The sequence below is a fragment of the Rhizomicrobium sp. genome, from assembly GCA_037200045.1.
Taxonomy (GTDB): domain Bacteria; phylum Pseudomonadota; class Alphaproteobacteria; order Micropepsales; family Micropepsaceae; genus Rhizomicrobium.
The window spans coordinates 1,087,847-1,110,135 of record JBBCHM010000002.1 but is presented as its reverse complement, the minus strand read 5'-3'; the positions used below and the strand labels follow the sequence as shown (position 1 = coordinate 1,110,135).

Annotated in this window: 18 protein-coding genes and 5 pseudogenes; 14 read left to right on the top strand and 9 right to left on the bottom strand. The window is 67.0% G+C overall.

Annotated features, from left to right (window positions below; translation table 11 throughout):
• Positions 1-11 precede the first annotated feature (11 nt).
• Together WDM86_20560 and sppA are read left to right on the top strand one after the other, a co-directional pair.
• On the top strand, positions 12-1,943 hold the full coding sequence (locus tag WDM86_20560; GenBank protein ID MEI9992412.1) for a serine hydrolase domain-containing protein: 1,932 nt from the start codon (positions 12-14) through the stop codon (positions 1,941-1,943).
• 131 nt (positions 1,944-2,074) lie between these two features.
• Entirely contained in the window at positions 2,075-3,838 is a 1,764-nt protein-coding gene (gene sppA / locus WDM86_20555) for a signal peptide peptidase SppA (GenBank protein MEI9992411.1), read from the top strand.
• 12 nt (positions 3,839-3,850) lie between these two features.
• Here sppA and WDM86_20550 read toward each other — a convergent pair whose 3' ends face one another.
• The gene (locus WDM86_20550; protein ID MEI9992410.1) at positions 3,851-5,029 is read right to left on the bottom strand and encodes an aspartyl/asparaginyl beta-hydroxylase domain-containing protein; all 1,179 of its coding nucleotides are present in this window, start codon (positions 5,027-5,029) and stop codon (positions 3,851-3,853) included.
• Positions 5,030-5,152: 123 nt separating this feature from the next.
• Between WDM86_20550 and WDM86_20545 the strand changes: the two genes are divergently transcribed.
• Positions 5,153-6,418 carry an aspartyl/asparaginyl beta-hydroxylase domain-containing protein gene (locus WDM86_20545; protein MEI9992409.1) on the top strand — a complete coding sequence of 422 codons (1,266 nt, stop codon included), beginning with the start codon at positions 5,153-5,155 and terminating at the stop codon, positions 6,416-6,418.
• A gap of 7 nt (positions 6,419-6,425) precedes the next feature.
• Here WDM86_20545 and WDM86_20540 read toward each other — a convergent pair whose 3' ends face one another.
• Positions 6,426-7,901, bottom strand: a complete 1,476-nt coding sequence (locus tag WDM86_20540) for a sulfotransferase (GenBank protein ID MEI9992408.1) — start codon at positions 7,899-7,901, stop codon at positions 6,426-6,428.
• A gap of 191 nt (positions 7,902-8,092) precedes the next feature.
• Positions 8,093-10,942, bottom strand: coding sequence for a TonB-dependent receptor (locus WDM86_20535; GenBank protein MEI9992407.1), 2,850 nt, complete (start codon positions 10,940-10,942; stop codon positions 8,093-8,095).
• A 1,112-nt stretch (positions 10,943-12,054) separates the two neighbouring features.
• Between WDM86_20535 and WDM86_20530 the strand changes: the two genes are divergently transcribed.
• The 10 genes and pseudogenes from WDM86_20530 (at position 12,055) to WDM86_20485 (ending at position 17,053) form a co-directional block, all read left to right on the top strand.
• The gene (locus WDM86_20530; GenBank protein ID MEI9992406.1) at positions 12,055-12,324 is read left to right on the top strand and encodes a hypothetical protein; all 270 of its coding nucleotides are present in this window, start codon (positions 12,055-12,057) and stop codon (positions 12,322-12,324) included.
• Between the two features lie 27 nt (positions 12,325-12,351).
• Positions 12,352-12,516 (top strand): annotated as a pseudogene (locus WDM86_20525) (hypothetical protein).
• Between the two features lie 67 nt (positions 12,517-12,583).
• Positions 12,584-13,024 (top strand): annotated as a pseudogene (locus WDM86_20520) (1-deoxy-D-xylulose-5-phosphate synthase N-terminal domain-containing protein).
• Between the two features lie 61 nt (positions 13,025-13,085).
• Complete coding sequence (locus WDM86_20515; protein ID MEI9992405.1) at positions 13,086-13,517, top strand: 1-deoxy-D-xylulose-5-phosphate synthase N-terminal domain-containing protein; 432 nt, start codon at positions 13,086-13,088, stop codon at positions 13,515-13,517.
• A pseudogene (locus WDM86_20510) lies at positions 13,430-13,774 on the top strand (1-deoxy-D-xylulose-5-phosphate synthase). Before WDM86_20515 ends, WDM86_20510 begins: the two are co-directional and overlap by 88 nt.
• Positions 13,775-13,868: 94 nt before the next feature.
• On the top strand, positions 13,869-14,042 hold the full coding sequence (locus tag WDM86_20505; protein ID MEI9992404.1) for a transketolase C-terminal domain-containing protein: 174 nt from the start codon (positions 13,869-13,871) through the stop codon (positions 14,040-14,042).
• Positions 14,043-14,068: 26 nt separating this feature from the next.
• A complete protein-coding gene (locus WDM86_20500; protein ID MEI9992403.1) occupies positions 14,069-14,320 on the top strand; it encodes a transketolase C-terminal domain-containing protein in 252 nt (83 codons plus the stop codon).
• Between the two features lie 410 nt (positions 14,321-14,730).
• Entirely contained in the window at positions 14,731-15,240 is a 510-nt protein-coding gene (locus tag WDM86_20495) for a TlyA family RNA methyltransferase (protein MEI9992402.1), read from the top strand.
• Entirely contained in the window at positions 15,237-16,307 is a 1,071-nt protein-coding gene (locus WDM86_20490) for a hypothetical protein (protein ID MEI9992401.1), read from the top strand. Before WDM86_20495 ends, WDM86_20490 begins: the two co-directional genes overlap by 4 nt.
• 14 nt (positions 16,308-16,321) lie before the next feature.
• Entirely contained in the window at positions 16,322-17,053 is a 732-nt protein-coding gene (locus WDM86_20485; GenBank protein ID MEI9992400.1) for a C13 family peptidase, read from the top strand.
• Here the strand turns inward: WDM86_20485 and aroC are convergent.
• The 6 genes and pseudogenes from aroC to WDM86_20455 form a co-directional block, all read right to left on the bottom strand.
• Entirely contained in the window at positions 17,050-18,150 is a 1,101-nt protein-coding gene (gene aroC, locus WDM86_20480) for a chorismate synthase (GenBank protein ID MEI9992399.1), read from the bottom strand. The genes WDM86_20485 and aroC overlap by 4 nt on opposite strands.
• 1 nt (position 18,151) lies before the next feature.
• Positions 18,152-18,721 (bottom strand): histidine phosphatase family protein, encoded by a 570-nt coding sequence (locus WDM86_20475; GenBank protein ID MEI9992398.1) that lies wholly within the window; start codon positions 18,719-18,721, stop codon positions 18,152-18,154.
• A gap of 36 nt (positions 18,722-18,757) precedes the next feature.
• Positions 18,758-19,153: pseudogene (locus WDM86_20470) on the bottom strand (histidine phosphatase family protein).
• 201 nt (positions 19,154-19,354) lie between these two features.
• On the bottom strand, positions 19,355-19,546 hold the full coding sequence (locus WDM86_20465; protein ID MEI9992397.1) for a hypothetical protein: 192 nt from the start codon (positions 19,544-19,546) through the stop codon (positions 19,355-19,357).
• A 466-nt stretch (positions 19,547-20,012) separates the two neighbouring features.
• Positions 20,013-20,306 carry an SDR family oxidoreductase gene (locus tag WDM86_20460; GenBank protein ID MEI9992396.1) on the bottom strand — a complete coding sequence of 98 codons (294 nt, stop codon included), beginning with the start codon at positions 20,304-20,306 and terminating at the stop codon, positions 20,013-20,015.
• A gap of 79 nt (positions 20,307-20,385) precedes the next feature.
• Positions 20,386-20,652 (bottom strand): annotated as a pseudogene (locus WDM86_20455) (SDR family oxidoreductase).
• A gap of 371 nt (positions 20,653-21,023) precedes the next feature.
• On the opposite strand from WDM86_20455, the gene WDM86_20450 reads away from it, so the two are divergent.
• Positions 21,024-22,277 (top strand): serine hydrolase domain-containing protein, encoded by a 1,254-nt coding sequence (locus WDM86_20450; GenBank protein ID MEI9992395.1) that lies wholly within the window; start codon positions 21,024-21,026, stop codon positions 22,275-22,277.
• Positions 22,278-22,289 lie beyond the last annotated feature (12 nt).

The window sequence follows — 22,289 nt, the reverse complement described above, 5'->3', positions numbered from 1 at the left end:
GGGGACAGGCGATGAGATCGATACCGTGGGTGGCGCTGGCGTTCGGCCTCGCCGTGGCGCCGGCTTTCGCGCAAGACGACACCGCCCCGGCCGGCGCGGCGCTGACCCGGACCGATGTCGAAGCCTTCTCGGACGGCCTCGTCCCGCTCGGCATCGCCCAGGGCAATATCGCCGGCGCGGTCGTGGTGGTGGTCAAGGACGGCCAGGTGCTGTTCGAGAAGGGCTATGGCGTCGCCGACACCGCGACGCGTGCGCCGGTCGATCCGGAGCGCACGCTGTTCCGCCCCGGCTCGATCTCAAAGCTCTTCATCTGGACGGCGGTGATGCAGCTCGCCGATGCCGGCAAGCTCGACCTCGACGCGGACGTCAACACCTATCTCGATTTCAAGATCCCGCCCGCTTTCGGCAAGCCCGTCACGATGCGCGAACTGATGACGCACACGGCGGGCTTCGAGGAAACCTTCCGCCCGCTGCTGATCGGCAATCCCAAATCCGTCGAGGCGCTCGACCGCGTGGTGAAGGAGGCGCTGCCGCGGCGCATCTTCGCGCCCGGCGAGGTGCCGGCCTATTCCAATTACGGCGCCACGCTCGCCGGCTATATCGTCCAGCGCGTCTCGGGCGAAAAGTTCGAGGACTATGTCCAGCGCCACATCTTCGCGCCGCTCGGCATGACGCATGCGAGCTTCGTGCAGCCGCTGCCGCCGGTGCTCGCGGCCGACATGTCCAAGGGCTACACGCTGGCCTCGGGGCCCGCGACGCCGTTCGAGATGATCTCCATGACGCCGGCCGGCGGCCTGTCCGCCAGCGGCGGCGATATCGCGCGCTTTATGATCGCGCATCTGCATGACGGCGCCTATGGCGCCGGTCGCATCCTGTCGCCGCGGATGGCGGTCAAGATGCACGGCATCGCCTTCCGCCCGTTCCCGGCGCTGTCGCCGATGGCCTATGGCTTCTATCACGACGACATCAACGGCCACCGCATCGTCGCGCATGGCGGCGACACCGGCGTCTTCCACTCCGACCTGGAACTGATCCTCGACGCCGACACCGGCGTGTTCATCTCGCTGAACAGCGCGGGCGAGGGCCGCGCCGTGTCGATCATCCGCCGCGGCTTCATGCGCGAATTCATGAACCGCTATTTCCCGGCGCCGAAAACCAAGCCGGCCGCGACGCTCGCCACCGCCAGGGCCGACGGCGCCAGGCTCGTCGGCGACTATATCGTCAGCCGCCGCGGCGACGCGACCTTCGGGCGCGTCCTCAACATCTTCCAGCCGATGACGATTTCGCTCAACGCCGACAACACGCTGACGGTTCCCCTCCTGGTGAATCCCGCGGGCACGCCCAAGCGCTGGCGCGAGGTGCGGCCCTTCGTCTGGCAGGAGGTGAACGGCAAGAGCCTGATCCAGGCGAAGCTGAAGGACGGCGCGGTCGACCAGATCGGCATGGAGGATACCGGCCCGATCATGGTGCTGCAGCCCGCCGGGCTTACCGCCGCGGCGTGGAATTTCTATCTGCTGGTCTTCACGGTCGTCATGCTGGCGCTGACCGTCGTCTTCTGGCCGGTGAAGGCGGTGCTGCGCTGGCGCTATGACCGTCCGCTGGCGCTGGCCGGCCGGGCGCGGCTGCTCTACCGCCTCACCCGCGTCGTGGCGCTGATCGATCTGATATTCCTGGCGGGCTTTCCGGTCGCCTTCACGGTGCTGTCCGGCAGTCTCGCGAGCTGGCCCCCCGCCATCGACTGGCTGTTCCGCGGGCTTCAGGTCCTGGGCGTGGCCGGCGTCGTCGGCACGGTGGTTCCGCTGGCCGAGTTCGCGACCGCCATCGGCGACCGCGCCCGGCCCTGGTGGACCAAGGCCACGGACCTCCTGATCGCGCTGGCGGCGCTCGCCGCCGTCTGGTTCGCCTTCAGCCAGAACCTGCTGACGATCGGCCTGCGGTACTAGGCAAACCCCGTTTCCGGAGGGATTCCAGGCAATTAATCGCGTCGCGGCCGTATTTTCCGCACCGTCATTGGCCTTCCTTAATCCCGCGCCCATATATAGTGCCCTAAAGCAGGACACGGGAAGGTTTGCTCATGGTCGCATTCTTGCGCTGGATCGGGTCCATCGGGCTCGGCGTGCTCAACGGCGTCGCGAAATTCGCGGTGTTCGTCGTGCTCCTGTTCGTCGTGCTCATCGTCGTCGGGCTGGTCCGGGGCGACGGCTTGCCGGGAAACATGGTGCTGGCGCTCGACCTGCGCGCGCCGCTGGCTGATTCGGTGAACTCCACTTTCGATTTCGAGACCCATCCGGTGACGGTGATGGACACCGTCCTGGCGCTCGACGCCGCCGAGCGGGATCCGCGCGTCAAGGGCGTCGTGCTGCGCATCGGCACCGCCAATCTTCCCATCGCCCAGGCCGAGGAGATCGGCACGGCGCTGAAGAAGTTCCGCGCCAGCGGCAAGTTCGTGATCGCCCATGCCCAGGGCTTCGACGCCGCCGGCCTCGGCGACTACCTGACCGCCGCCAATGCCGACCAGATCTGGATGCAGCCGCGCGCGCCGTTCACCGCCGCGGGCGAGGGCGGCACCCAGCTCTTCCTGCGCGGCCTGCTCGACAAGATCAACGCCGAGCCGCAGATCGTCAAACGCTCCGACTACAAGAGCGCCGCCGACGAGTTCATGGAAAAGAACATGACGCCGGCCGACCGCGTGCAGACCACGCGGCTGATGCAATCCTGGTACGACACCGCCGTCGCCGGCGCCGCGCAGGCGCGCCGCCTGACACCGGTCAGGATGGTCGCCGCGCTCGAAGCCAGCCCGCAATTCAGCGAGGACGCGCGCGCCCGCGGCCTGATCGACCAGATCGGCTTCGACGACGACGCGCAGAACGCGGCGCTGGCGCGTGCCGGCGACGGCGCCAAGGTCGTGCCGCTCGCCAAATTCGTCCGTGCCCAGCACGACGATGCCGGTTTCGGCTCGGGCCCGCGCATCGCCCTGATCGAAGCCTCGGGCGAGATCCTCGACGGCGGCGCCGGCGGCAACAGCGACGTCATCGCCGGCGACGACATGGCCAAGGCGATCCGCGCCGCGGCCCAGGACAAGGACGTGCGCGCCATCATCCTGCGCGTCGACTCGCCCGGCGGCTCGGTCACGGCGTCGGACCAGATCCTCGACGCGGTCAAGAAGGCGCAGAAGGCCGGCAAGCCGGTCGTCGTCAGCATGGGCGGCGTCGCGGCCTCGGGCGGCTATTACATCTCGGCCTCGGCCAACCGCATCGTGGCGGAGCCGGGCACGATCACCGGCTCGATCGGCGTGCTGACGGGCAAGATCTCGTTCCAGCGCAGCCTGGCGCTGGCCGGCGTCGGCGCCGACACGATCGGCATCGGCCACAACGCGCTGTACAATTCGATGTTCCAGCCCTACACCGACGACCAGCTCGCCGCGCTCAACCGCGAGGCCGACGCGATCTATGCCGACTTCACGCAGAAGGTCGCCGCCGGGCGCAAGCTGCCGCTGGCCAAGGTGCAGGACATCGCCAAGGGCCGCGTCTGGTCGGGCGCCGACGCGCGCGGCAACGGGCTGGTCGACGATCTCGGCGGCTTCTGGACCGCGACCGACAGCGCCAAGAAGCTGGCCGGCATCGCGCCGGGCGACCGGGTCGCGTTCCGCCTCTATCCGCGCAAGAAGGGCCTGTTCGAGGCGATCGATGCGCTCCTCGGCGGCACGCCCACGGCGGTCCGGGCGGTGGAGAATTTCGTCTCGCTGATGGACGCGGCGCCGGTGCGCGCGGTGGTCGGCACGGTCAACGAATTGCCGCGCGGCGGGGTGGAACTGCGCGCGACCAACCTGCCGCGCTGACCGCCGGCGCGGTCAGTCGCGCCAGGGCCGCTTGGTGCCATAGCTGTCGACGGCTTCGATCGCGGCCACCACCAAAGCGCGTTCTTCCTCGGTCAGTTCCGGCTTCCACACGTCGAATAGCAGGACGACGCGGAGCTTGTCGCTGTTGTTCCAGGCCTCGTGCTCGATCGTGTCGTCGAGCAGGAGCGCCTTTCCCTCGGTCCAGGTCCGGGTTTCGTTGCCGACCCGGATGCCGCAATTTTCCGGCACGATCAGCGGGATATGGCAGATCAGCCTGGTGTTGATCATGCCCAGATGGGGCGGAATCCGCGCGCCGGGCCGCAGCAGCGAAAACAGCACCGAGGGCGACCGCCCCGCGATGCGGCAGAACGGCAGGTCCTGGAGCGCCCGCACGGTCTTGGGACAGCGCGCCGCGTTTTCCGGAACGATCTCGCCCGCCTTCCACAGAAAGAACGCGGACCAGTTGGGATTGCCCATGGTGCCCGTCGTGTCGGCCTTCGGCCGGTTGCGATAGCTTTCGACATAGGGCGCGAACGCCTCCGGCCCGCCCAGCACCTCCAGCAACTCCGAACGTATGTCGGGCACCGCCGCCTCGACGGCCGGCAGCCACGGAAATTGGCTCGGATCGCCGAACTGAATCTGCGGCAGTTCGGGGAAGTAATAGTGATGCGGCTGCTGGTAGTAGATCCGCCGCTTTCCCGTCATCAGATCGACGGACCGGGCGAACCGGCCGCTGGAGCGCTCCGGGTCGAAGCCGTGTTCGGCCAATCGGTGCTGCAGATAGGCCTCGTATTTTCGCGCATGCTCCTCGCAGGCCTGCTGGGCGCGGCGCAGTTCGCCCTGCAGCGCGGCCGGAAGCCGCGCCGCCGGCGGCGCCGAACGCAGCGCCATCCGGTAGAACGCGATGCCGGCCTGGCTGTCGCCCTCTTCGAGGAAATGATCCCCCTTCATCAGCAGCGCCTGAAGACTGGCCGGTTCGAGCGCCAGGACCTTGTCGAGGGCCGCCAGCGTCTCGTCCCGCGCCTTGAGCTGGCGGCAGGCGAGGGCGAGCCCGAGCAGGACGGAGGCATCCGGCTGCCCGGTGGCGACGGCGCGCTGGAACAGCTCCCGCGCCGCCGCGGCATCGCCGCGCTGCAGGGCCTGCGTCGCGGACATCGCCAGCGCGCGCGGATCGGTCGAAGAAGACAGCATGGGAATGTCGCTTTGCTTGGACGGCACCATCAACCATCGAACCTATGCTAAAACTATTTGTCGCCTGGATACATGTTTTGTCCCATATTTCGCGCGGGGTCGCGCGGGAGCGGAAATCACGGCATGGCGGACGGACGGATTACCGGGCTGGCCGGCGCGGCCTATGACGCGATGGCGCGCGGCGCGTTCGACAATGCCGAGCGGCTGTGGCGCCAGGTTCTCGATCTGGCGCCGGACGATCCGCGGGCGCTGCTTTTTCTCGGTCAGCGGCGGCTGCAATTGCGCGATCCGCGCGGCGCCGCGGAGCTGCTGAAGCGCGCCGCGGCGGCGGCGGCGCCGAAAGATCCGATCCCATGGCTGAACCTGTCCTTCGCCTATCGCGCGCTCGGCGATGCGCCGGCGGAGATGGCGGCGCTCCAGCGCTCGCTGGCGGCCGATCCCTATTGCTTCCTGGCCCTTTTGGCGCAGGGCGACCTGCAGGAACGGTCCGGAAATCCGCGCCAGGCGGCGCGCATCTATGCCAACGTCCTGAAGATCGCGCCGCCCGAGGACAAGCTGGTCGCCGACGTGCGGGCGCGGCTGGATCACGCGCGGACGGTGGTGGCGCAGACCTCGAAAGCCCTGGACGAATTTTTGGAAGCAAGGCTCAAGGACGTCGGCGCCGTCGCCGCGTCGCGGCGCATGGACGAAGCCCGGGCCGCGCTGGTCGGCGCTGGCAAGATCTACAAATCCGAAGCCAGCCTGTTCCACATCCCGCGCCTGCCGGCGATCCCCTATTTCGACCGCGCGCTTTTTCCCTGGCTCGCGACGGTCGAGGCGGCGACCGACGCCATCCGGGAGGAATTGCTGGGGCTTTTGCGCGCCAAGCGGGAAGGCTTCGCTCCTTATGTGCAATACGGCGCCGGCGCGCCGCTGCACCAGTGGGCCGAACTCAACAATTCGCCGCGCTGGAGCGCGCTGTTCCTGTGGAAGGACGGAGCGCGGGTGGAAGAGAACTGCGCCCTGTGCCCGCGCACCGTGGCGGCGATGGAGGCGGTGCCGCTGGCGCGGATCCCGGGCGGCGAACCCTGCGTGCTGTTCTCCGCGCTCGATCCGCATACGCGCATTCCGCCCCATGCCGGAATCTCCAATGCGCGGGCGGTGGTGCATCTGCCGCTGATCATCCCGCCCGGCTGCCACTTCCGGGTCGGCGGCGAGACGCGCGCGTGGAAGGAGGGCGAAGCCTGGGTGTTCGACGACACCATCGAGCACGAGGCCTGGAACGACAGCGACCAGCTGCGGGTCATCATGATCTTCAATGTGTGGAATCCGTTCCTCGACGAGGCCGAGCATGCCGCCGCGGCCGCCCTGGTCTCGGGCTTCTATCGATTCTACGACGGCGCGGCCTGACGTCTTTTCAGATATTCCGGGCCGCCAGATAGTCCCGCAGCGGCGCAAGCTGCCTCTCGTAGTTGCGCCAGCGCCCCGACGAGCGGGCATAGAGCGGCTCGCGCACCTGCCAGACGCTCGCGGTCTTCACCGCGTTGCGCAGGCGATGGAAGGACAGGCAGTTCTCGTCCCAGTCCAGGCCGCAGAATGCCAGCAGGCTTTCGACCGACGGCCTGGGATCGCGCACCAGGGCGTCGTAATCGAAATCCAGGATGTCCGCGCCGAACAGCGAGCGCCAATGCGCCATCAGGCGCCGGTATTGGGCGTAGTAATGCCCGATATCCATCAGGTCGAGCGCGTAGCTCATGCCGTGATCGAGATGGAGGAAGAAGACCGACAGGCAATTGTCCAGCGGCTCGCGCACCGTGTGGACGATCCTGGCGCCGGGGAACAGGCACTTGATGAGGCCGATATAGAGGAAATTGTCCGGCCGCTTGTCGGTGACGCGGTCCGCGCCCGGGAAAAGGGCCGCAAGATGCGCGCGGTAGCGCTCCGCCAGCGCCGCGATCGCCGCCGCGTCGGTCGCCTTCAGCGCCGCCGGAAACGGCGCCAGTTCGGTGCGCGCCAGTGCCGGCAGCAGGTTGAGCTCGCCGCCGGCGGTGACGCCGCGATGGGCTGCCAGCACCTGCTCGGTCAGGGTCGAGCCCGAGCGGAACATGCCGCAGATGAAGATCGGCGCTGCGCCGGCGCTGTCGCGCGCCAGCCGGCGCACCCGCTCGGCGCTGAAGGTCGCGATGATGTCGCCGATGAACTCCTCGTGCCGGCGCCGGTCGTAGACGGGCGCGCCGCCGGCGGCGCCGGCGCGGCTGTCGCGGTTGGCCGCGGCATAGGCTTCGAACGCTGCGTCATACGCGCCGCAATCGTCCAGCACCTTGCCGAGCGCGAAGCCGAGGCTGGCCCGGTCGGCCGGCGCGATCCCCGGCTGCTCCAGCGTCCGCTTCAGGGTCGCGATCAGGGGATCGCCGGCGTCCGTGACCGTTTTGAGGCCGGCATAACGCGCCAGCGCGGTCGCATGGCCGGGCTCGCGCGCCAGGATCCGCGTGTAGAGCGCCTGCGCGGCCTCCCGCTCGCCGCGATCCTCGTGGAGATTGGCGAGATTGAGCAGCGCGGGAACGTAGCCGGGATTGAGCGCGAGGGCGGTGTTCAACTCGCGCATCGCGGCGTCCTCGCGCCGCAGATGGTCCGAATAGATCACGCCGCGATTGAGATGGACCTCCTCGGGCCGCGCGACGCGATGGTCGAGGGCGCGCTGATAGGAGGCCAGGGCCGCGTCGAAGCGGCCCGCCCGGCGCTGCAGGACGGCGAGGTTGAACCAGCTATCCGGCAAGGCTGGCCATTGGGCCAGCAGCCTTTCATAGGCGGCAAGGGCTTCACCGGCGCGGCCGGCCTTCTGCAGCGCTTGCGCTTCGTGCAGCAGGCGCCGCACCGCGGCGGGCGGCGTCACGGCCAGGGCGCCGCGCCGGGAAGAGGCGGCCGTCCTCCGCGCGGACGAAAACTGCTTCGAGACACGGTGTTGCGGGACATGCCCGAGTTTCGCACAAATCGCCCGCCCGCCCAACGCCGGGAGTTTCGCCGCCGGGCAAAAAAAAGGCGGCGGACCGAAGTCCGCCGCCGATTTTTTCAACCCTGCGTCTACTACAGGTCGACCGTCAGGTCCGCGAAGAGATAACGACCGAACGAGTCGTAGCTCTGCGGGAACGTGTTGCCGTTGCCGGTCGTGCCGATGGCATTGGTCAGCGGCGGATCGGTGTCGAACAGATTGTTGACACCGAGCCGGATGGTCGCGCCGGTCATCACCGGAGCCGCGACCTGGAGGTCGAAGTAGTTCTGTGCCCCCAGGCGCGTTCCGAGCACCGACAGATCCGCCACGCCGAACTCCTTCACGCCGCCGAAGAAACGCCACGTGCCGGTGAGCACGATGTCGTCCCAAGGCGTCGTCCAGCCCACGCGGAAGATGTGACGCCATGCCGGGTTCGGCGTGCCGCAATTGCTGGAGAAGCGGGCGACGCAGCTATAGATCGCCGAGGAACCTCCCAAGCCGGTGTCGGTCGTCAGCGTGTTCAGGTAGGTCCCGTTCAGGCTGAACGACAGCGAGCCGACCTTGTCCCAGCCCACATCGGTGAGGTCGAGGGCATAGGCGGCCGAGAAGTCGATGCCCGACGTCCTCACGCCACCGATATTGGTGTTGCGAGAGTCGACGAAGCCGCTGCCGATCCACAGCGATCCGTTACCCGGATTGCGGTGAATCAACGCGCAGCTCGCCGCGACGTTGTCGGTGTAGCAGGAATCCTCGATCGCGGTCGGATCGAGAGCGGAGATCGCGTTACGCAGCTTGATGTCGAAATAGTCGATCGAGGCCGTGAACCCGGGGAGGAAGGTCGGGGTGGCGACGAAGCCGACGGTGAACGTGTCGGCCTTTTCGGCGCCGAGGTTCAGATTGCCGCCCTGCTGGAAGTTGTACTGATTGGCCGGGCTGTTCAGCAGCGCGGTGTTGTACCACGGCGCGGAGCCCGCACCCGGCGTCCTCTGACAGGCTGCCAGCGACGCCGTCGGCGCGTTGAAGCCGCCATGACCATTCGGCGTCGGACCGCAGGGATCGGAGCCTTGATCGAACAGGTTGAAACCCTGCCCGAGGAACAGATCGATGACGTTCGGCGCGCGAACGGCACGGTCGAAGCTGCCGCGGAACCGGATGTCGTCCGTCGGGGCCCAGTCGGCGCCGATCTTGTAGGTCGTGGCGTCGATCGAGTCATAGGACGAATAACGCATGGCGAGCTCGAGAGAGATCGACTGCGCCAGGAACGCATCCTGCACGAGCGGGATGCTGGCTTCGCCGTAACCTTCCGCCACATGCGTCGCGCCGGAGATGCCGATCGCCGCGCCGCCCGAACCGGCGATGTCGCCGGTCTGGTTTTCAAGGTCGGTGATGAAGGACAGGCGGTCGATGCGGTATTCGGCACCGAACGCGACCTGGATGCCGTCCTTCGCCCAGGGGCTCTGCAAGCCGTAATGGCCGAGATCGCCGTTGAACTGGGCGGTCAAGGACTGCTGCAGCGTCGAACCGAAGCGAAGCGCCGGGATCTGGAGGTAATTCAAGGCAGCCGGCGTCACGCCCCCGATCGAGAAGACATTGTAGGGAACGCAGGACGGGTCGCTTCCGTTCACCACCGATTCGCAGGTGGGAACGCCGCCGACATCGACGACGTTGAGCGCATTCTGCAGCCGCGCGGACGAGAATTCGTTCAGCGAGGACTGCGTGTAATTGACCAGCGAATAGCTGGCCGTGAGGTCGTAGGACCACACATCGTCGATCTCGCCCTTGACGCCGGCGACGGCGCGGAAGGACGTATCGCGGATGTCTTCCTGACGACCACCGCCTTCGACGTTGCGGCGCAGGACATAGAGGTCGGCGGGGTTGTTCGCCGCGATGTCGGCCGGCGAGCAGCCGAGCGTGGTGGCTTCCTGACCGGAGAGCAGCGGATTGCCGCAATTCACCGAAGCGGTGTTGCCGAAGTCGCCGCCCGGGGCGATCTGCGAAACCGTGTGGTAGTCGGAATACGAGATCTGCGTATAGGCGTCGGCATGCGGGGACAGCTCATAATGTCCCATGACGCCGGCCGAATAGCGCTCGTCGGGACGCTCGTAGTAGTTCAGCGGGCCGTAATTGTACGCGTCCGTGGCGCTGCTGTAGGGACGGAACGTATTGCCGGTCGTCTTGTCGACCGTGTAGACTCCGCTGTCCGCGATGAACTCGCCCGGATAGCTGGTGCCCGATCCGCCGCAGGTGTAGCTCGCCCCGACCGGCGCGCCGAAGGTGCAAGCCGAATAGTCGCGATTGGCTTCCGTGATCTGGCTGTCCTGGCGCCACGTGAAGAAGGCCGTCAGGTTGCCTTTGCCGTTGTCGCTGTTGACGCCAAGCAGGGCGGAAATCTGCTTGCCGCCGCCGTCCCAGACCGAATCCGGGGGAAGGGCGAACTGCGTCGGGTTCGTCGCGGCCTTGGCCGCGATGACCGAGCGCACATTGCCCGGGCCGTCATAGTCGTTGTCGTGCTGGAAGGTCCCGTATTGGACGTCGACTTGGACGCCCTCGAAGTCCTTCTTCATGATGAAGTTCACGACGCCCGAGACGGCATCCGAACCGTAAACGGCCGACGCGCCGCCGGTGAGCACTTCAACGCGGTCGACAAGAATGGTCGGAACCTGATTCAAGTCGGCGCAGCTGTCGAGCGGCGAACCGTAGGGCAGGCGGCGACCGTCGACCAGCACCAGGGTGCGATCGCAACCGAGGCCGCGCAAATCGACTTCCGACGTTCCCGTCGCGCCGTTCGACACCGTGGCGTTCTGGCCGGCGAAAACCTGCGGCATCTGGTTGAGCAGGTCTTCGATCTTCGTGACGCCTTGGATCTTGATGTCGTTGGCGGTCGCTTCGATGATCGGGCTGGTCGATTGAAGATTGGGCGACGCGATGTGCGAGCCCGTCACCACCACCGTCTCCACTTCCTCCGCGTTCGCGGGTGACCAGAGACATAGTGCAGATGCGGTCGCCGCGCCGATCATCAACGCTGCGCGCAAGTTCGAGTTTGATATTTGAAACACTGGTGGAACCCCCTTGGTTCTGTCGTAACGACGTTGCCTGAAGCTAAAATGCTCGGCTGAAGGCCAGCCCCGCGCCCGCGTTCCGTACGTATCGGATGACGCGGTTTTGCCTCAATTGAAGAAAAGCTACGTCCCAACCGCTTGACGGTCAAAACGGAATTGCGGAATCGCGTAATTCGCGCGCCGGATGTTGCATTTAGGTGTCAATTCATAGAGCTATTCTTGAAGCTGTTTGGACGCTTCGAAGGCACCTTGGAATAAAAGTACAGCAGGCTGGTTTCACGCGGGTTTTTGTTGCCCTGCAATAAACCATAACCCCGGCAAGATTACGGTGGCATCTTGGCCGCTTCGACTCGAACGTCCGTCTGGCGCCCATTTCTGCGCTCCGGGCGTCTTGGTCCGGAATGGCTTTCGATGCATCCGATCGACCGGGCGTTGGCGTGCCGCCTCCGGACGAGGCAGTCGCAACATCGGCTCAAATCGATCGGAAGCGGCAGGCAGAACGGCTTGCCGTTGTGGAAATGCCCAGCCGCAATCAGGTCAGGATGAAGTGAAATTCTTATATTGTAATCAATATGTTACAATAAAATCCTGCCAAACGTGACCAGATCTGGATCGCAGCGCCGGTGCCGAATGAGCGTCGCGCGAACCGGCCCCGTGCAGCGATCCCGGAACTGTGCAACTCGGCCCTGCGATCTCGCCGGCATCGAGAAGCTCTCCGGCAAAGCCATTGATCCAAAGGCGGACGATCCGATGCTTGATAGAATCCAGGCCCCGGCCGTCGCGAGCGGAGCCGCGCGGACGATGTTTTGGCAGCCCGGGTCGCGCGACCTTGCTGCATCGCACCCATATATAAACGTCGGTGTATCGGGCGTGCTGCCACGTTAAACGCATGCTGCTCATCGAAGCCGCCGACGCACGGTCCGCACGCGTCACGCGCCCTGTTGAAGCGGTTCGGGTTTTCGGGCAAAGCCGGGCGCCCGCTGGGAGCAAAACAAAACATGGTCGGCAAAGCCAAGACAGAAGCCGTCGCGGTCGACGAATTGAGTTTCGAGACCGCGCTCAAGGAACTCGAACAGATCGTCGCCCGGCTGGAGCAGGGGCGAAGTCGATCTGGAGGATTCCATCGCGCTTTACGAGCGCGGCCAGGTGCTGAAAGCGCATTGCGAGAAAAAGCTGAAGGCCGCCGAAAGCCGCCTGGAGAAGATCGTCCATGGTGGCGGAACTGCAACGGGCGCGGAACCATTAGACCTCGGATCGGCTTGATTTGAGTTCCAAAAAGGCCGACCTTTTTCGCAATGCAAAACAGCGCGCTTTCGCGCGGAGAACAGTTTGCCATGGCTTTGCCTACCAAAACGCCGCTTCTTGACCGTGTTGGCGACCCGGCCGCGTTGCGCGCCCTCGACAAGACCGAGCTGCGCCAGTTCGCCGACGAGCTGCGCAAGGAGACCATCGACGTCGTCTCGGTGACCGGCGGTCATCTCGGCGCCGGCCTCGGCGTGGTGGAGCTGACGACGGCCGCTGCACTATGTGTTCGACACGCCCAAGGACAAGATCATCTGGGACGTCGGCCACCAGGCCTATCCGCACAAGATCGTCACCGGCCGCCGCGACCGCATGCGCACGCTGCGCCAGGGCGGCGGGCTTTCCGGATTCACCAAGCGCAGCGAGAGCGAATACGATCCGTTCGGCGCGGCGCATTCCTCGACCTCGATCTCCGCCGGCCTCGGCTTCGCGGTGGCGCGCGACCTCAAGGGCGAGCGCAACAATGTCGTGGCGGTGATCGGCGACGGCGCGATGAGCGCCGGCATGGCCTATGAGGCGATGAACAATGCCGGCGCGATGGACGCGCGGCTGATCGTGATCCTCAACGACAACGACATGTCGATCGCCCCGCCGGTCGGCGCGATGAGCGCCTATCTCGCGCGCCTGGTGTCGAGCCGGCCCTATCGGGGCCTGCGCAATCTCGGCAAGAAGATCGCGAGCGTGCTGCCGCGGCCGATGAAGGTCGCCGCCGGCCGCGCCGAGGAATATGCCCCGCGGCATGGTCACCGGCGGCACGCTGTTCGAGGAACTCGGCTTCTACTATGTCGGCCCGATCGACGGGCACAATCTGGATCACCTGATCCCGGTGCTCGAAAACGTCCGCGACATGAAGAATGGGCCGGTGCTCGTCCATGTCGTGACCAAGAAGGGCAAGGGCTACGCGCCCGCCGAGGCCAGCGCCGACAAATATCATGGCGTGACCAAGTTCGACGTCATCACCGGCGAGCAGAAGAAGTCCAACTCCAAGGCGCCGGCCTATCAGAAGGTGTTCGGCGAGAGCCTCATCATGGAGGCCAAGAGGACAGCCGCATCGTCGCCATCACCGCCGCGATGCCGTCCGGCACGGGCATCGATCTGTTCCAGCAGGTCTTTCCGACACGCACCTTCGATGTCGGCATCGCCGAGCAACACGCCGTGACCTTCGCCGCCGGCCTCGCCGCCGACGGCATGAAGCCCTATTGCGCGATCTATTCGACCTTCCTGCAGCGCGCCTATGACCAGGTGGTGCACGACGTGGCGATCCAGTCGCTGCCGGTGCGTTTCGCGATGGACCGCGCCGGCCTGGTCGGCGCCGACGGCGCCACCCATGCCGGCTCGTTCGACATCGCCTATCTCGGCACCTTGCCGAACTTCGTGCTGATGGCCGCCGCCAACGAAGCGGAACTCGTCCACATGGTCGCGACCACGGCCCAGATCGACGACCGGCCGTCGGCGCTGCGCTACCCGCGCGGCGAGGGCTGGGGCACCATCGAGCGGCCCGCTCGAAGGCGTGCCGCTCCAAATCGGCAAGGGCAAGATCTGGAAGGAAGGCACTTCCATCGCGATTCTGTCCTACGGCACACGCCTCGCCGAGGCGCTGCTGGCGGCCGAGAAATTGTCCGGCTACGGATTATCGGCGACGGTGGCGGATGCCGCTTCGCCAAGCCGCTCGACACCGACCTGATCCGCCGCCTGGCGCGCGAGCACGAAGTGCTGATCACGGTGGAGGAGGGCGCCATCGGTGGCTTCGGCTCGCACGTCATGCAGTTCCTCGCCTGGGAAGGCCTGCTCGACCGCGGCCTCAAGGTGCGCCCGATGGTGCTGCCCGACCGGTTCCAGGACCACGACACGCCGGACCGGATGTACGAAGCCGCCGGCCTCGACGCCAAGGCGATCGTCGCGACGGCCCTGAACGCGCTCGGCCGCGAACGCGAAGCCGAAGCCGCGGGCAAGATCGCCTGACAACCTCTCCCACGAGCGGGAGAGGTCATCGGCGCGAATAATCTGGACGTCCGACGTCGTTATGTTGCATTGTCCCGCTCGCGCGACGTGGCCTTTGCGCCGGCGCAAATCGACAACAGAATCGGACGCGGCCGTGGGGATGGCGGCTTCTTCCGTTTAACCGAGTGAGCCCATGAGCACGCCATCCACAGACGATCTCCGCGCCGACATGTTCCTGGTGAAGAACGGCTACGCCAAGAGCCGTACCGAAGCGCAATCCGCGATCCGCTCCGGCCGCTTGAAGGTCAATGGCGAGATCGTGAGCAAGCCGTCGCGCACCCTCGATCCCGACGCGCAGATCGAATACGTCAAGCCGCATCCTTACGTCTCGCGCGGCGCGCTGAAGCTCGTCGCCGCCTGGACCAGTTCGAATTGTCGCCCAAGGATCTGTCTGCCTCGATGTCGGCGCCTCGACCGGCGGCTTCACCGAGGTGCTGCTCGAACGCGGCGCCAGGAAGGTCTACGCCGTCGATGTCGGCCACGCCCAGATGCATCCCAAGGTGCGCCGCGATGAGCGCGTCGTCGCCTGCGACGGCGTCAACGCGCGTGCGCTGACGCGCGAGCAGGTGAAGGAAACGCCGATGGCGGTCGTGATCGATGTGAGTTTCATCGGCCTCAAGCTCGCTTTGCCGCCGGCGCTGTCGCTGGCCGGCTCCGGCGCCTGGCTGGTGGCGCTGGTCAAGCCGCAATTCGAGGTCGGCCGCTTTGCCGTCGGCAAGGGCGGCATCGTCAAGGACGCCGAGGCGCGGGACGCCGCGGTCAAGGACGTCGCCGACTGGATCGCCGACCAAGCCGGCTGGACCATCTGCGGCCACATGGAAAGCCCGATCGAAGGCGGCGACGGCAACCGCGAATACCTGATCGCCGCGAAGAAAATGTGAGCGCACTCTGCCGCCATTTCGGGGTTTGCGGCGGCTGCACGCTCCAGGATGTGCCGCAGGCGGAATACCGCGCCGCCAAGCGCGACGCGGTCGTCCGCGCCCTGGCGAAGCAGGGCGTCGAAGCCGAGGTCGGCGAGATCGTCGAAGTCCCGCCGCAAAGCCGCCGCCGCGCCGTGCTCAACGTCGCGCGGCGGGGCGGCAGGGTCGAGATCGGCTTTCATCCGCTGCGCTCCCACGACATCGTCGACATGCGCGAATGCCTGGTGCTGACGCCGGCGCTGTTCGCCCTCGCGGCGGCGCTGCGGACGGCCATGCCGACCTTGCTCGCCGACGGCCAGGACGCCGAAGCGCGGGTTACCGAGGCCGACAACGGCCTCGACATCGCCTTCCGCGCCCAGCCCAAGCTCACGCCGGACCGCATCGCAGCCCTGGCCAGGGCGGCGCCGGGGCTCAAGGCCGTCCGCATCACCTGGAACGCCGTGATGGCCTTCGAAAGCGCCGCGCCCGTCGTGACGCTCGGCAAGGCGTCAGTGAAGCTGCCGCCCGACACCTTCCTCCAGCCGACGCATGAAGGCGAAGCGGCGCTCGTCGTCCGCGTGCGCGAGGCGGTGAGGGGCGCCAAGACGATCGCCGATTTCTTCTCCGGCTGCGGCACCTTTTCGCTGCCGCTGGCCGAGGGCGCGCGGGTGCATGCGGTGGAGCGCGAGCAGGGGATGCTGGACGCGCTGGCCGCCGCCGCCCGGGCGACGCCGGGCCTCAAGCCCGTGACGACGGCGCGCCGCGATCTGTTCAAGATTCCGCTGGGCCCGGCGGAGCTGGCGCCCTTCGACGCTGTGGTGCTCGATCCGCCGCGTGCCGGCGCCGAGGCCCAGGCGCGCCAGCTTGCCGCCGCCAGGGTGCCGCGCCTCGCCTATGTCTCCTGCGATGCCGCGAGCTTCGCGCGCGACGCCCGCATCCTGGTTGACGGCGGCTACCGGATCGGCGCCGTCACCCCCGTGGACCAATTCCTGTGGTCGTCGCATATTGAGCTGGTGGCTGCTTTCGCGCGAGAACGCGCGAGGCGGTGAGCGTGGGGACGCTGATGAAGATATTCGCGTTTGTCCTGGGGGTTCTGGGCGCGGCCCTGGCGGTGTCGGCCGCCTCGGCCGCCGGGTTTTCGGACTGGGCGGCGATCGTCGTCGCCGGCGACTGGCACTCCCATTCCGGCGCGCCGTCCGAGGTGTTCGACAACGGCCGGCGCGACATCGCCGCCGACCTCGCCCGGCTCGGCTTTTCGCCGGGCAACACGATCCAGTTCTCCGTCCGCCCGGACATCCATCCGGGCACCGAGCCTTCCGACAAGCAGGATATCGCGAACCAACTTTGGGACCTGTCGAACCGCACCACGGGCGGCTGCTTCGTCTATTTCACCAGCCATGGTTCGCCCGACGGCATCGTGCTGGGCGATACGACCTTCGCGCCGGAGCCGATGGCGACCATGATCGACAATGCCTGCGGCAGCCGCCCGACCGTGGTGTTCGTCGCCGCCTGTTTTTCCGGCGTGTTCGTTCCCGCGCTCGCGGCGCCCAACCGCTTCGTGATGACGGCGGCGCGCCCCGACCGGCCGTCCTTCGGCTGCGGCGACAACGACCACTACACCTTCTTCGACAATTGCTGGCTCGATTCCGTCGGCGGGGTCGGCGATTTCGGCGGCCTGGCCGACGCGATCCGCGCCTGCGTCAGCCGCAAGGAGGCCGAGATCAAGGCCTATCCGTCCGAGCCGCAACTTTCCATCGGCACACAAATCGCCGCCGCGATGCCGCGCTGGCGTTAGCCGACCTGCGCCCGCTGGCGCAGCGCATGGTCCGCCAGCACGCAGGCCATCATCGCCTCGCCCACCGGCACGGCGCGGATGCCGACGCAGGGGTCGTGGCGGCCCTTGGTCTGGATGTCGGTCTCGGCATTGTGCACGTCCACCGTCAGGCGCGGCGACAGGATCGACGAGGTCGGCTTGACCGCGAAGCGGCAGACGATGGGCTGGCCGGTCGAGATGCCGCCGAGGATGCCGCCGGCATGGTTCGCCAGGAACCGCGGCTTGCCGTCATTGCCGGCGCGCATCTCGTCGGCATTCTCCTCGCCGGTCAGCGCGGCGGCGCCGAAGCCGTCGCCGATCTCCACGCCCTTGACCGCGTTGATGCTCATCATCGCGGCGGCGAGATCGCCGTCGAGCTTGGCATAGACCGGCGCGCCGAGACCGGCGGGAATGCCCGCCGCCACCACCTCGATCACCGCGCCGACGGAAGAGCCCGCCTTGCGCACGCCTTCGAGATACTCCGTCCACGGAGCGACCGCGCCCGCGTCGGGGCAGAAGAACGGGTTGTTCGCCACTTCCGTCCAATCCCATTTCGCGCAGTCGATGGTCTTCGTACCCATCTGCACCAGCGCGCCGCGCACCCGCGCCTCGGGATAGAGCGATGCCAGCACCTTGCGCGCCACCGCGCCGGCCGCGACCCGGCTGGCGGTCTCGCGCGCGCTTTGCCGACCGCCGCCGCGATAGTCGCGCACGCCGTATTTGGCGAAATAGGTGTAGTCGGCATGGCCGGGCCGGAACTTGTCGCGGATCTCGCCATAGTCTTTCGACCGCTGATCGACATTCTCAATCAGAAGCGCGATGGGCGTCCCCGTCGTCACCTGCGCCGCCATCCGCTCGTCCTGGAACACGCCGGACAGGATCTTCACCGTGTCCGGCTCCTGCCGCTGCGTGACGAATTTCGATTGCCCCGGCCGGCGCCGGTCGAGATCGGCCTGGATGTCGGCTTCGCTGAGCGCGATACCCGGCGGGCAGCCGTCGATCACGCAGCCGATCGCCGGCCCGTGGCTCTCGCCGAAGGTCGTGACGCGGAACAGATGGCCGAAGGTGTTGAACGACATCCTAATCGCCGAAGATGGCTTCCGTACCCTGCGACAATCGCATGATTCCGGCGTGCGGTGGTTTGTAGCGTTTCGTCTCTTCCGGCGTAAGGCCGAGATAATGCGCGCGGATCGCCCGCGCCGGGCCGTAATGGGTCACGATCACCGCGTCGCGCGTGAGCGTCGGCAGGAAGCGGGCGACGCGCTCGTGCAGTCCCGCCCAGCTTTCGCCGCGCGGGCGCACATAGTCCCAGTCGTCCTTGTCGTCGAGGCCGGGCAGCAGCGGATCGACGTTCGCGATCTCTTCGCGCGTCATCCAGGTGTGATCGCCGAAATGGATCTCCATGAGGCGGTGGTCGGCGCGATAGCCCGTGGGCGGCAGGCCGGCCGCCTCGCGCACCAGCTCCATCGTCGTGCAGGTCCGGTGCAGCGGGCTCGCGAAGAAATCGAAACCGGAGAGATCGCCGGCGATCTCGCCGAGCAGGGCGCCGTTGCCGCGCGCCTGGCCGCGTCCCCGGGCCGTGAGCGGCGAGTCGTCCCACGACGCCGCGCGGCCGGCGACGTTGTGCTCGCACTCGCCATGGCGGATCACATAGAGGGTGAGGTCGCGGAAATCGGCCCATGGGGGTCACCGCGCCGGAAGTTGCGCGATCAGTTTATCACGCACGCGGAACACCACGCCCTGCGTTTCCGGCAAGGCGATAATGCGCGCCGGGTCCATGCCCACCGGCAATCCCCGCAGCATCTGCGATGTCGCGCCGTGCGAGACCGTCACCATGTCGGATTGGACCTCGGCGAGGAAGCTGCGCACCCGCGCCGCCAGATCGCCATAGCTCTCGCCGCCCTGCATCGCGACGTCCCACATGCCGCCGGTGTGCTCGGCGAAATTCTCCGGAAACCGCGCGCGCACTTCTTCGGGCGTCAGGCCCGTCCAATCGCCGTGATCGATATCGATGAGCCTGGCATCGGTCGCGAAGCCGTCCGGCGCCAGGCCCAGTTCGCCGCGGATCAGCCGCATCGTCGCCTGCGCCCGGCCCGAGCGGGCTGGCGGCGAATTTGAGCGTCGGGCGCGGGTCCAGCTCGGCCAGCAGGGCGCGGCCCATGGCGCGCGCCTGCTCCTGCCCGAACGCGGTCAGCGGCGTCTCGCGATGGCCGGGGTATCGCCCGGCGACGTTCGCGTCGGTCTGGCCGTGGCGCGCGACATAGAGCGTGAGGCGCGCGCGCATCACGCGGGCTTGTCCAGCCGCACGACATCGCTCGCCGCCGCGCGGAAGACGCAGCCCTGCGGCTCGTCCAGCGCCGACATCTGCCGCCAGTCCATGCCGGCGAACAGGCCGCGCAGGATGCGCGTCGCGGCGCCATGGCTGACCGCGAAGGTGTCGCGCTCCAGCCCGCCGACGAAGGCGGCGATGCGCACCGCAACCGCGGCATAGTTCTCGCCGCCCCCCCGGCACCTTCACGTTCCATTTGTCGGCGGCCCGGGCGGCGTATTCCTCGGGGTAGCGATGCTCGGCCTCCTGCGCCGTCAGCCCGTCCCACGCCCCGAGATTGATCTCGATGAGCCGTTCGTCGATGCGGAAGCCGTCGAGCGGAAGCCCCAATTCGCAGCGGATGAGCTCCATCGTCGCCTGGGCGCGTTCGAGCGGGCTGGACACGTAATCGAGCGCCGTGAAATCCGTCACGTCGGCCCGCACGATCTCGGCGATGTCGCGCGCCTGCCGCAGGCCGGTCTCGGTCAGCGGCGTATCGATCGTGTGGCCCTGGAAGCGCTTGTCGACATTCGCCTCGGTCTGGCCGTGGCGGCAGAAATAGAGCGTGACCCCTTGCGGAACCTCAAGCGCCATCGGACTTCGCGACGGCGATGTCGGGCGCGTCCTCCGCCTTCATGCCGACGACGTGATAGCCGCATCGACATGCAGGCACTCGCCGGTGACCGCCTGGCCGAGATCCGACAGAAGGAACAGCGCCGTGTTGCCGACCTCGTCGATCGTCACCGTGCGGCGCAAGGGCGAGTTCAGCTCGTTCCATTTCAGGATATAGCGCGAATCGGCGATGCCGGCGAAGGCCAGCGTCTTGATCGGCCCGGCCGAGATCGCGTTGACGCGGATGTTCTTCTTGCCGAGGTCCTCGGCCATGTAGCGCACGCTCGCCTCCAGCGCCGCTTTCGCCACGCCCATCCACGTTGTAATGCGGCATGACCTTCTCGGCGCCGTAATAGGTCAGCGTCACCATCGCGCCGCCCTTGGTCATCATCTTCTCGGCGCGCTGCGCCACGGCGGTGAAGGAATAACAGGAGATGTCCATCGTCATGCGGAAATTCTCCGGCGTCGTGTCGACATAGCGGCCCTTGAGCTGCTCCTTGTCGGAGAAGGCGATGGCATGCACCACGAAATCGAGGCTGTCCCACTTCGTCGCGAGTTCGGCGAAGGCGGCGTCGATCGAGCCCTGGTTGCTCACGTCGCAGTCGATCAGCGCGGCGGGCTGGAGCGGCGCGACCAGCGGAACCACCCGCTTGCGGAACAGATCGCCCTGGTAGGAGAACGCCAGTTCCGCGCCCGCGTCGTGCAGCGCCTGGGCAATGCCCAGGCGATGGAATGGCTATTGGCGACGCCCATGATGAGGCCACGCTTGCCTTTCATGAGTCCTTCAAAGGCCATGTCTGTTCCGCTCCTCGCACACCCCCTTCTGTGGCGGGAAATACCAGAGAATTCAAGGATAATTGCTGACCCGGAGTCAGCCAATCCCGCGTCCCCCGCCGCCGCTCGCATCATGTGCGAACCAAAGCCGCGAGCGACGGAAACTTTCGGACGCGGGACCGGCCCGGGCGGGTTGGATGACTCGGGCGGCATTCTTTGCCAGCATGCGCGCCGCGCAACTGAAGGGAAGCCGATGCCATGGACAAAGTCGTGACCGATCCGAAGGGCTTTTCGGCCGAGGGCCTCGCCAAGATCGCGCCGACGCTTCAGCCGGTGGTGGACGCCGGCGATCTGTCGGGCTTCGTCACGCTGCTTTGGCGTCACGGCGAGATCGCGCAGCTCAACACCATCGGCCATCGCGACATCGAAAAGAAGCTGCCGATGGCGCGCGACACGCTGTTCCGCATCGCCTCGATGACCAAGCCAGTCACCTCCCTCGCGGCGCTGATGCTGATGGAGGAGGGCAAATTCGCGCTGTCCGACCCGATCACCAAATGGGTGCCGGAATTCAAGACCATGCGCGTGCTCGAAGACGCGCAGGGCCCGCTCGACAAGACCGTGCCGGCGGCGCGCGAGATCACCTTCGACGATCTCTTCACCCACCGCGGCGGGCCTGGCCTACGGATTTTCTTCGCTCGGTCCATCGCGCACGAATATCAGCGCGTGCTGGGCGACGTGCTGAACCATGACGGTGCGCCCGACAAATGGATGCAGGCGCTGTCGACCCTGCCGCTGCTCTATCAGCCGGGCGAGCGCTTCCACTACAGCCATTCGACGGACGTGCTCGGCTTTCTGGTCGGGCGCATCGCCGGCATGCCGTTCCGCGATTTCCTGTTTCAGCGCATCTTCAAGCCGCTCGGCATGAACGACACGGATTTCTACGTGCCGCCGCAAAAGCGCGACCGCGCCGCGGTGGTCTATCGCATGAACAACGAGAAGAACGTGCTCGAGCCGCTGCCGTTCAAGCAATATGACACGCCGCCCGCCTTCTGCGGCGGCGGCGGCGGACTGATCTCCACGGCCGACGACTATCTGCAATTCGCGCGGCTGATGCTGAACAAGGGCGAGTTGAACGGCACGCGCCTCGTGCAATCCGCGACCATCGAGCTGATGTGCACCAACCGGCTGACGCCGGCGCAGCGCGCCATTCCCTTCCTCGGCATGATCCCGATGTGGGACGGCATGGGCTTCGGCCTCGGCGTCAGCGTGATCGACGCGCCGGAGAAGCTCGGCTTCCTCGGCATGGGCGGCGTCGGCTCGTTCGGCTGGCCGGGCGCCTTCGGCACCTGGTGGCAGGCCGATCCGGCCAGCGACCTGATCATGATCTACCTGATCCAGAATTCGATGCCGCTGGAGCCCGGCGCGATGGCCAACCTCGCCGCCGGCCAGCGCATGGGCGGCCGCCTCGCTTTGCCGATGTTCCAGCGCCTGACCTACGACGCGTTGGCGTAGCCGTCCTCCGGA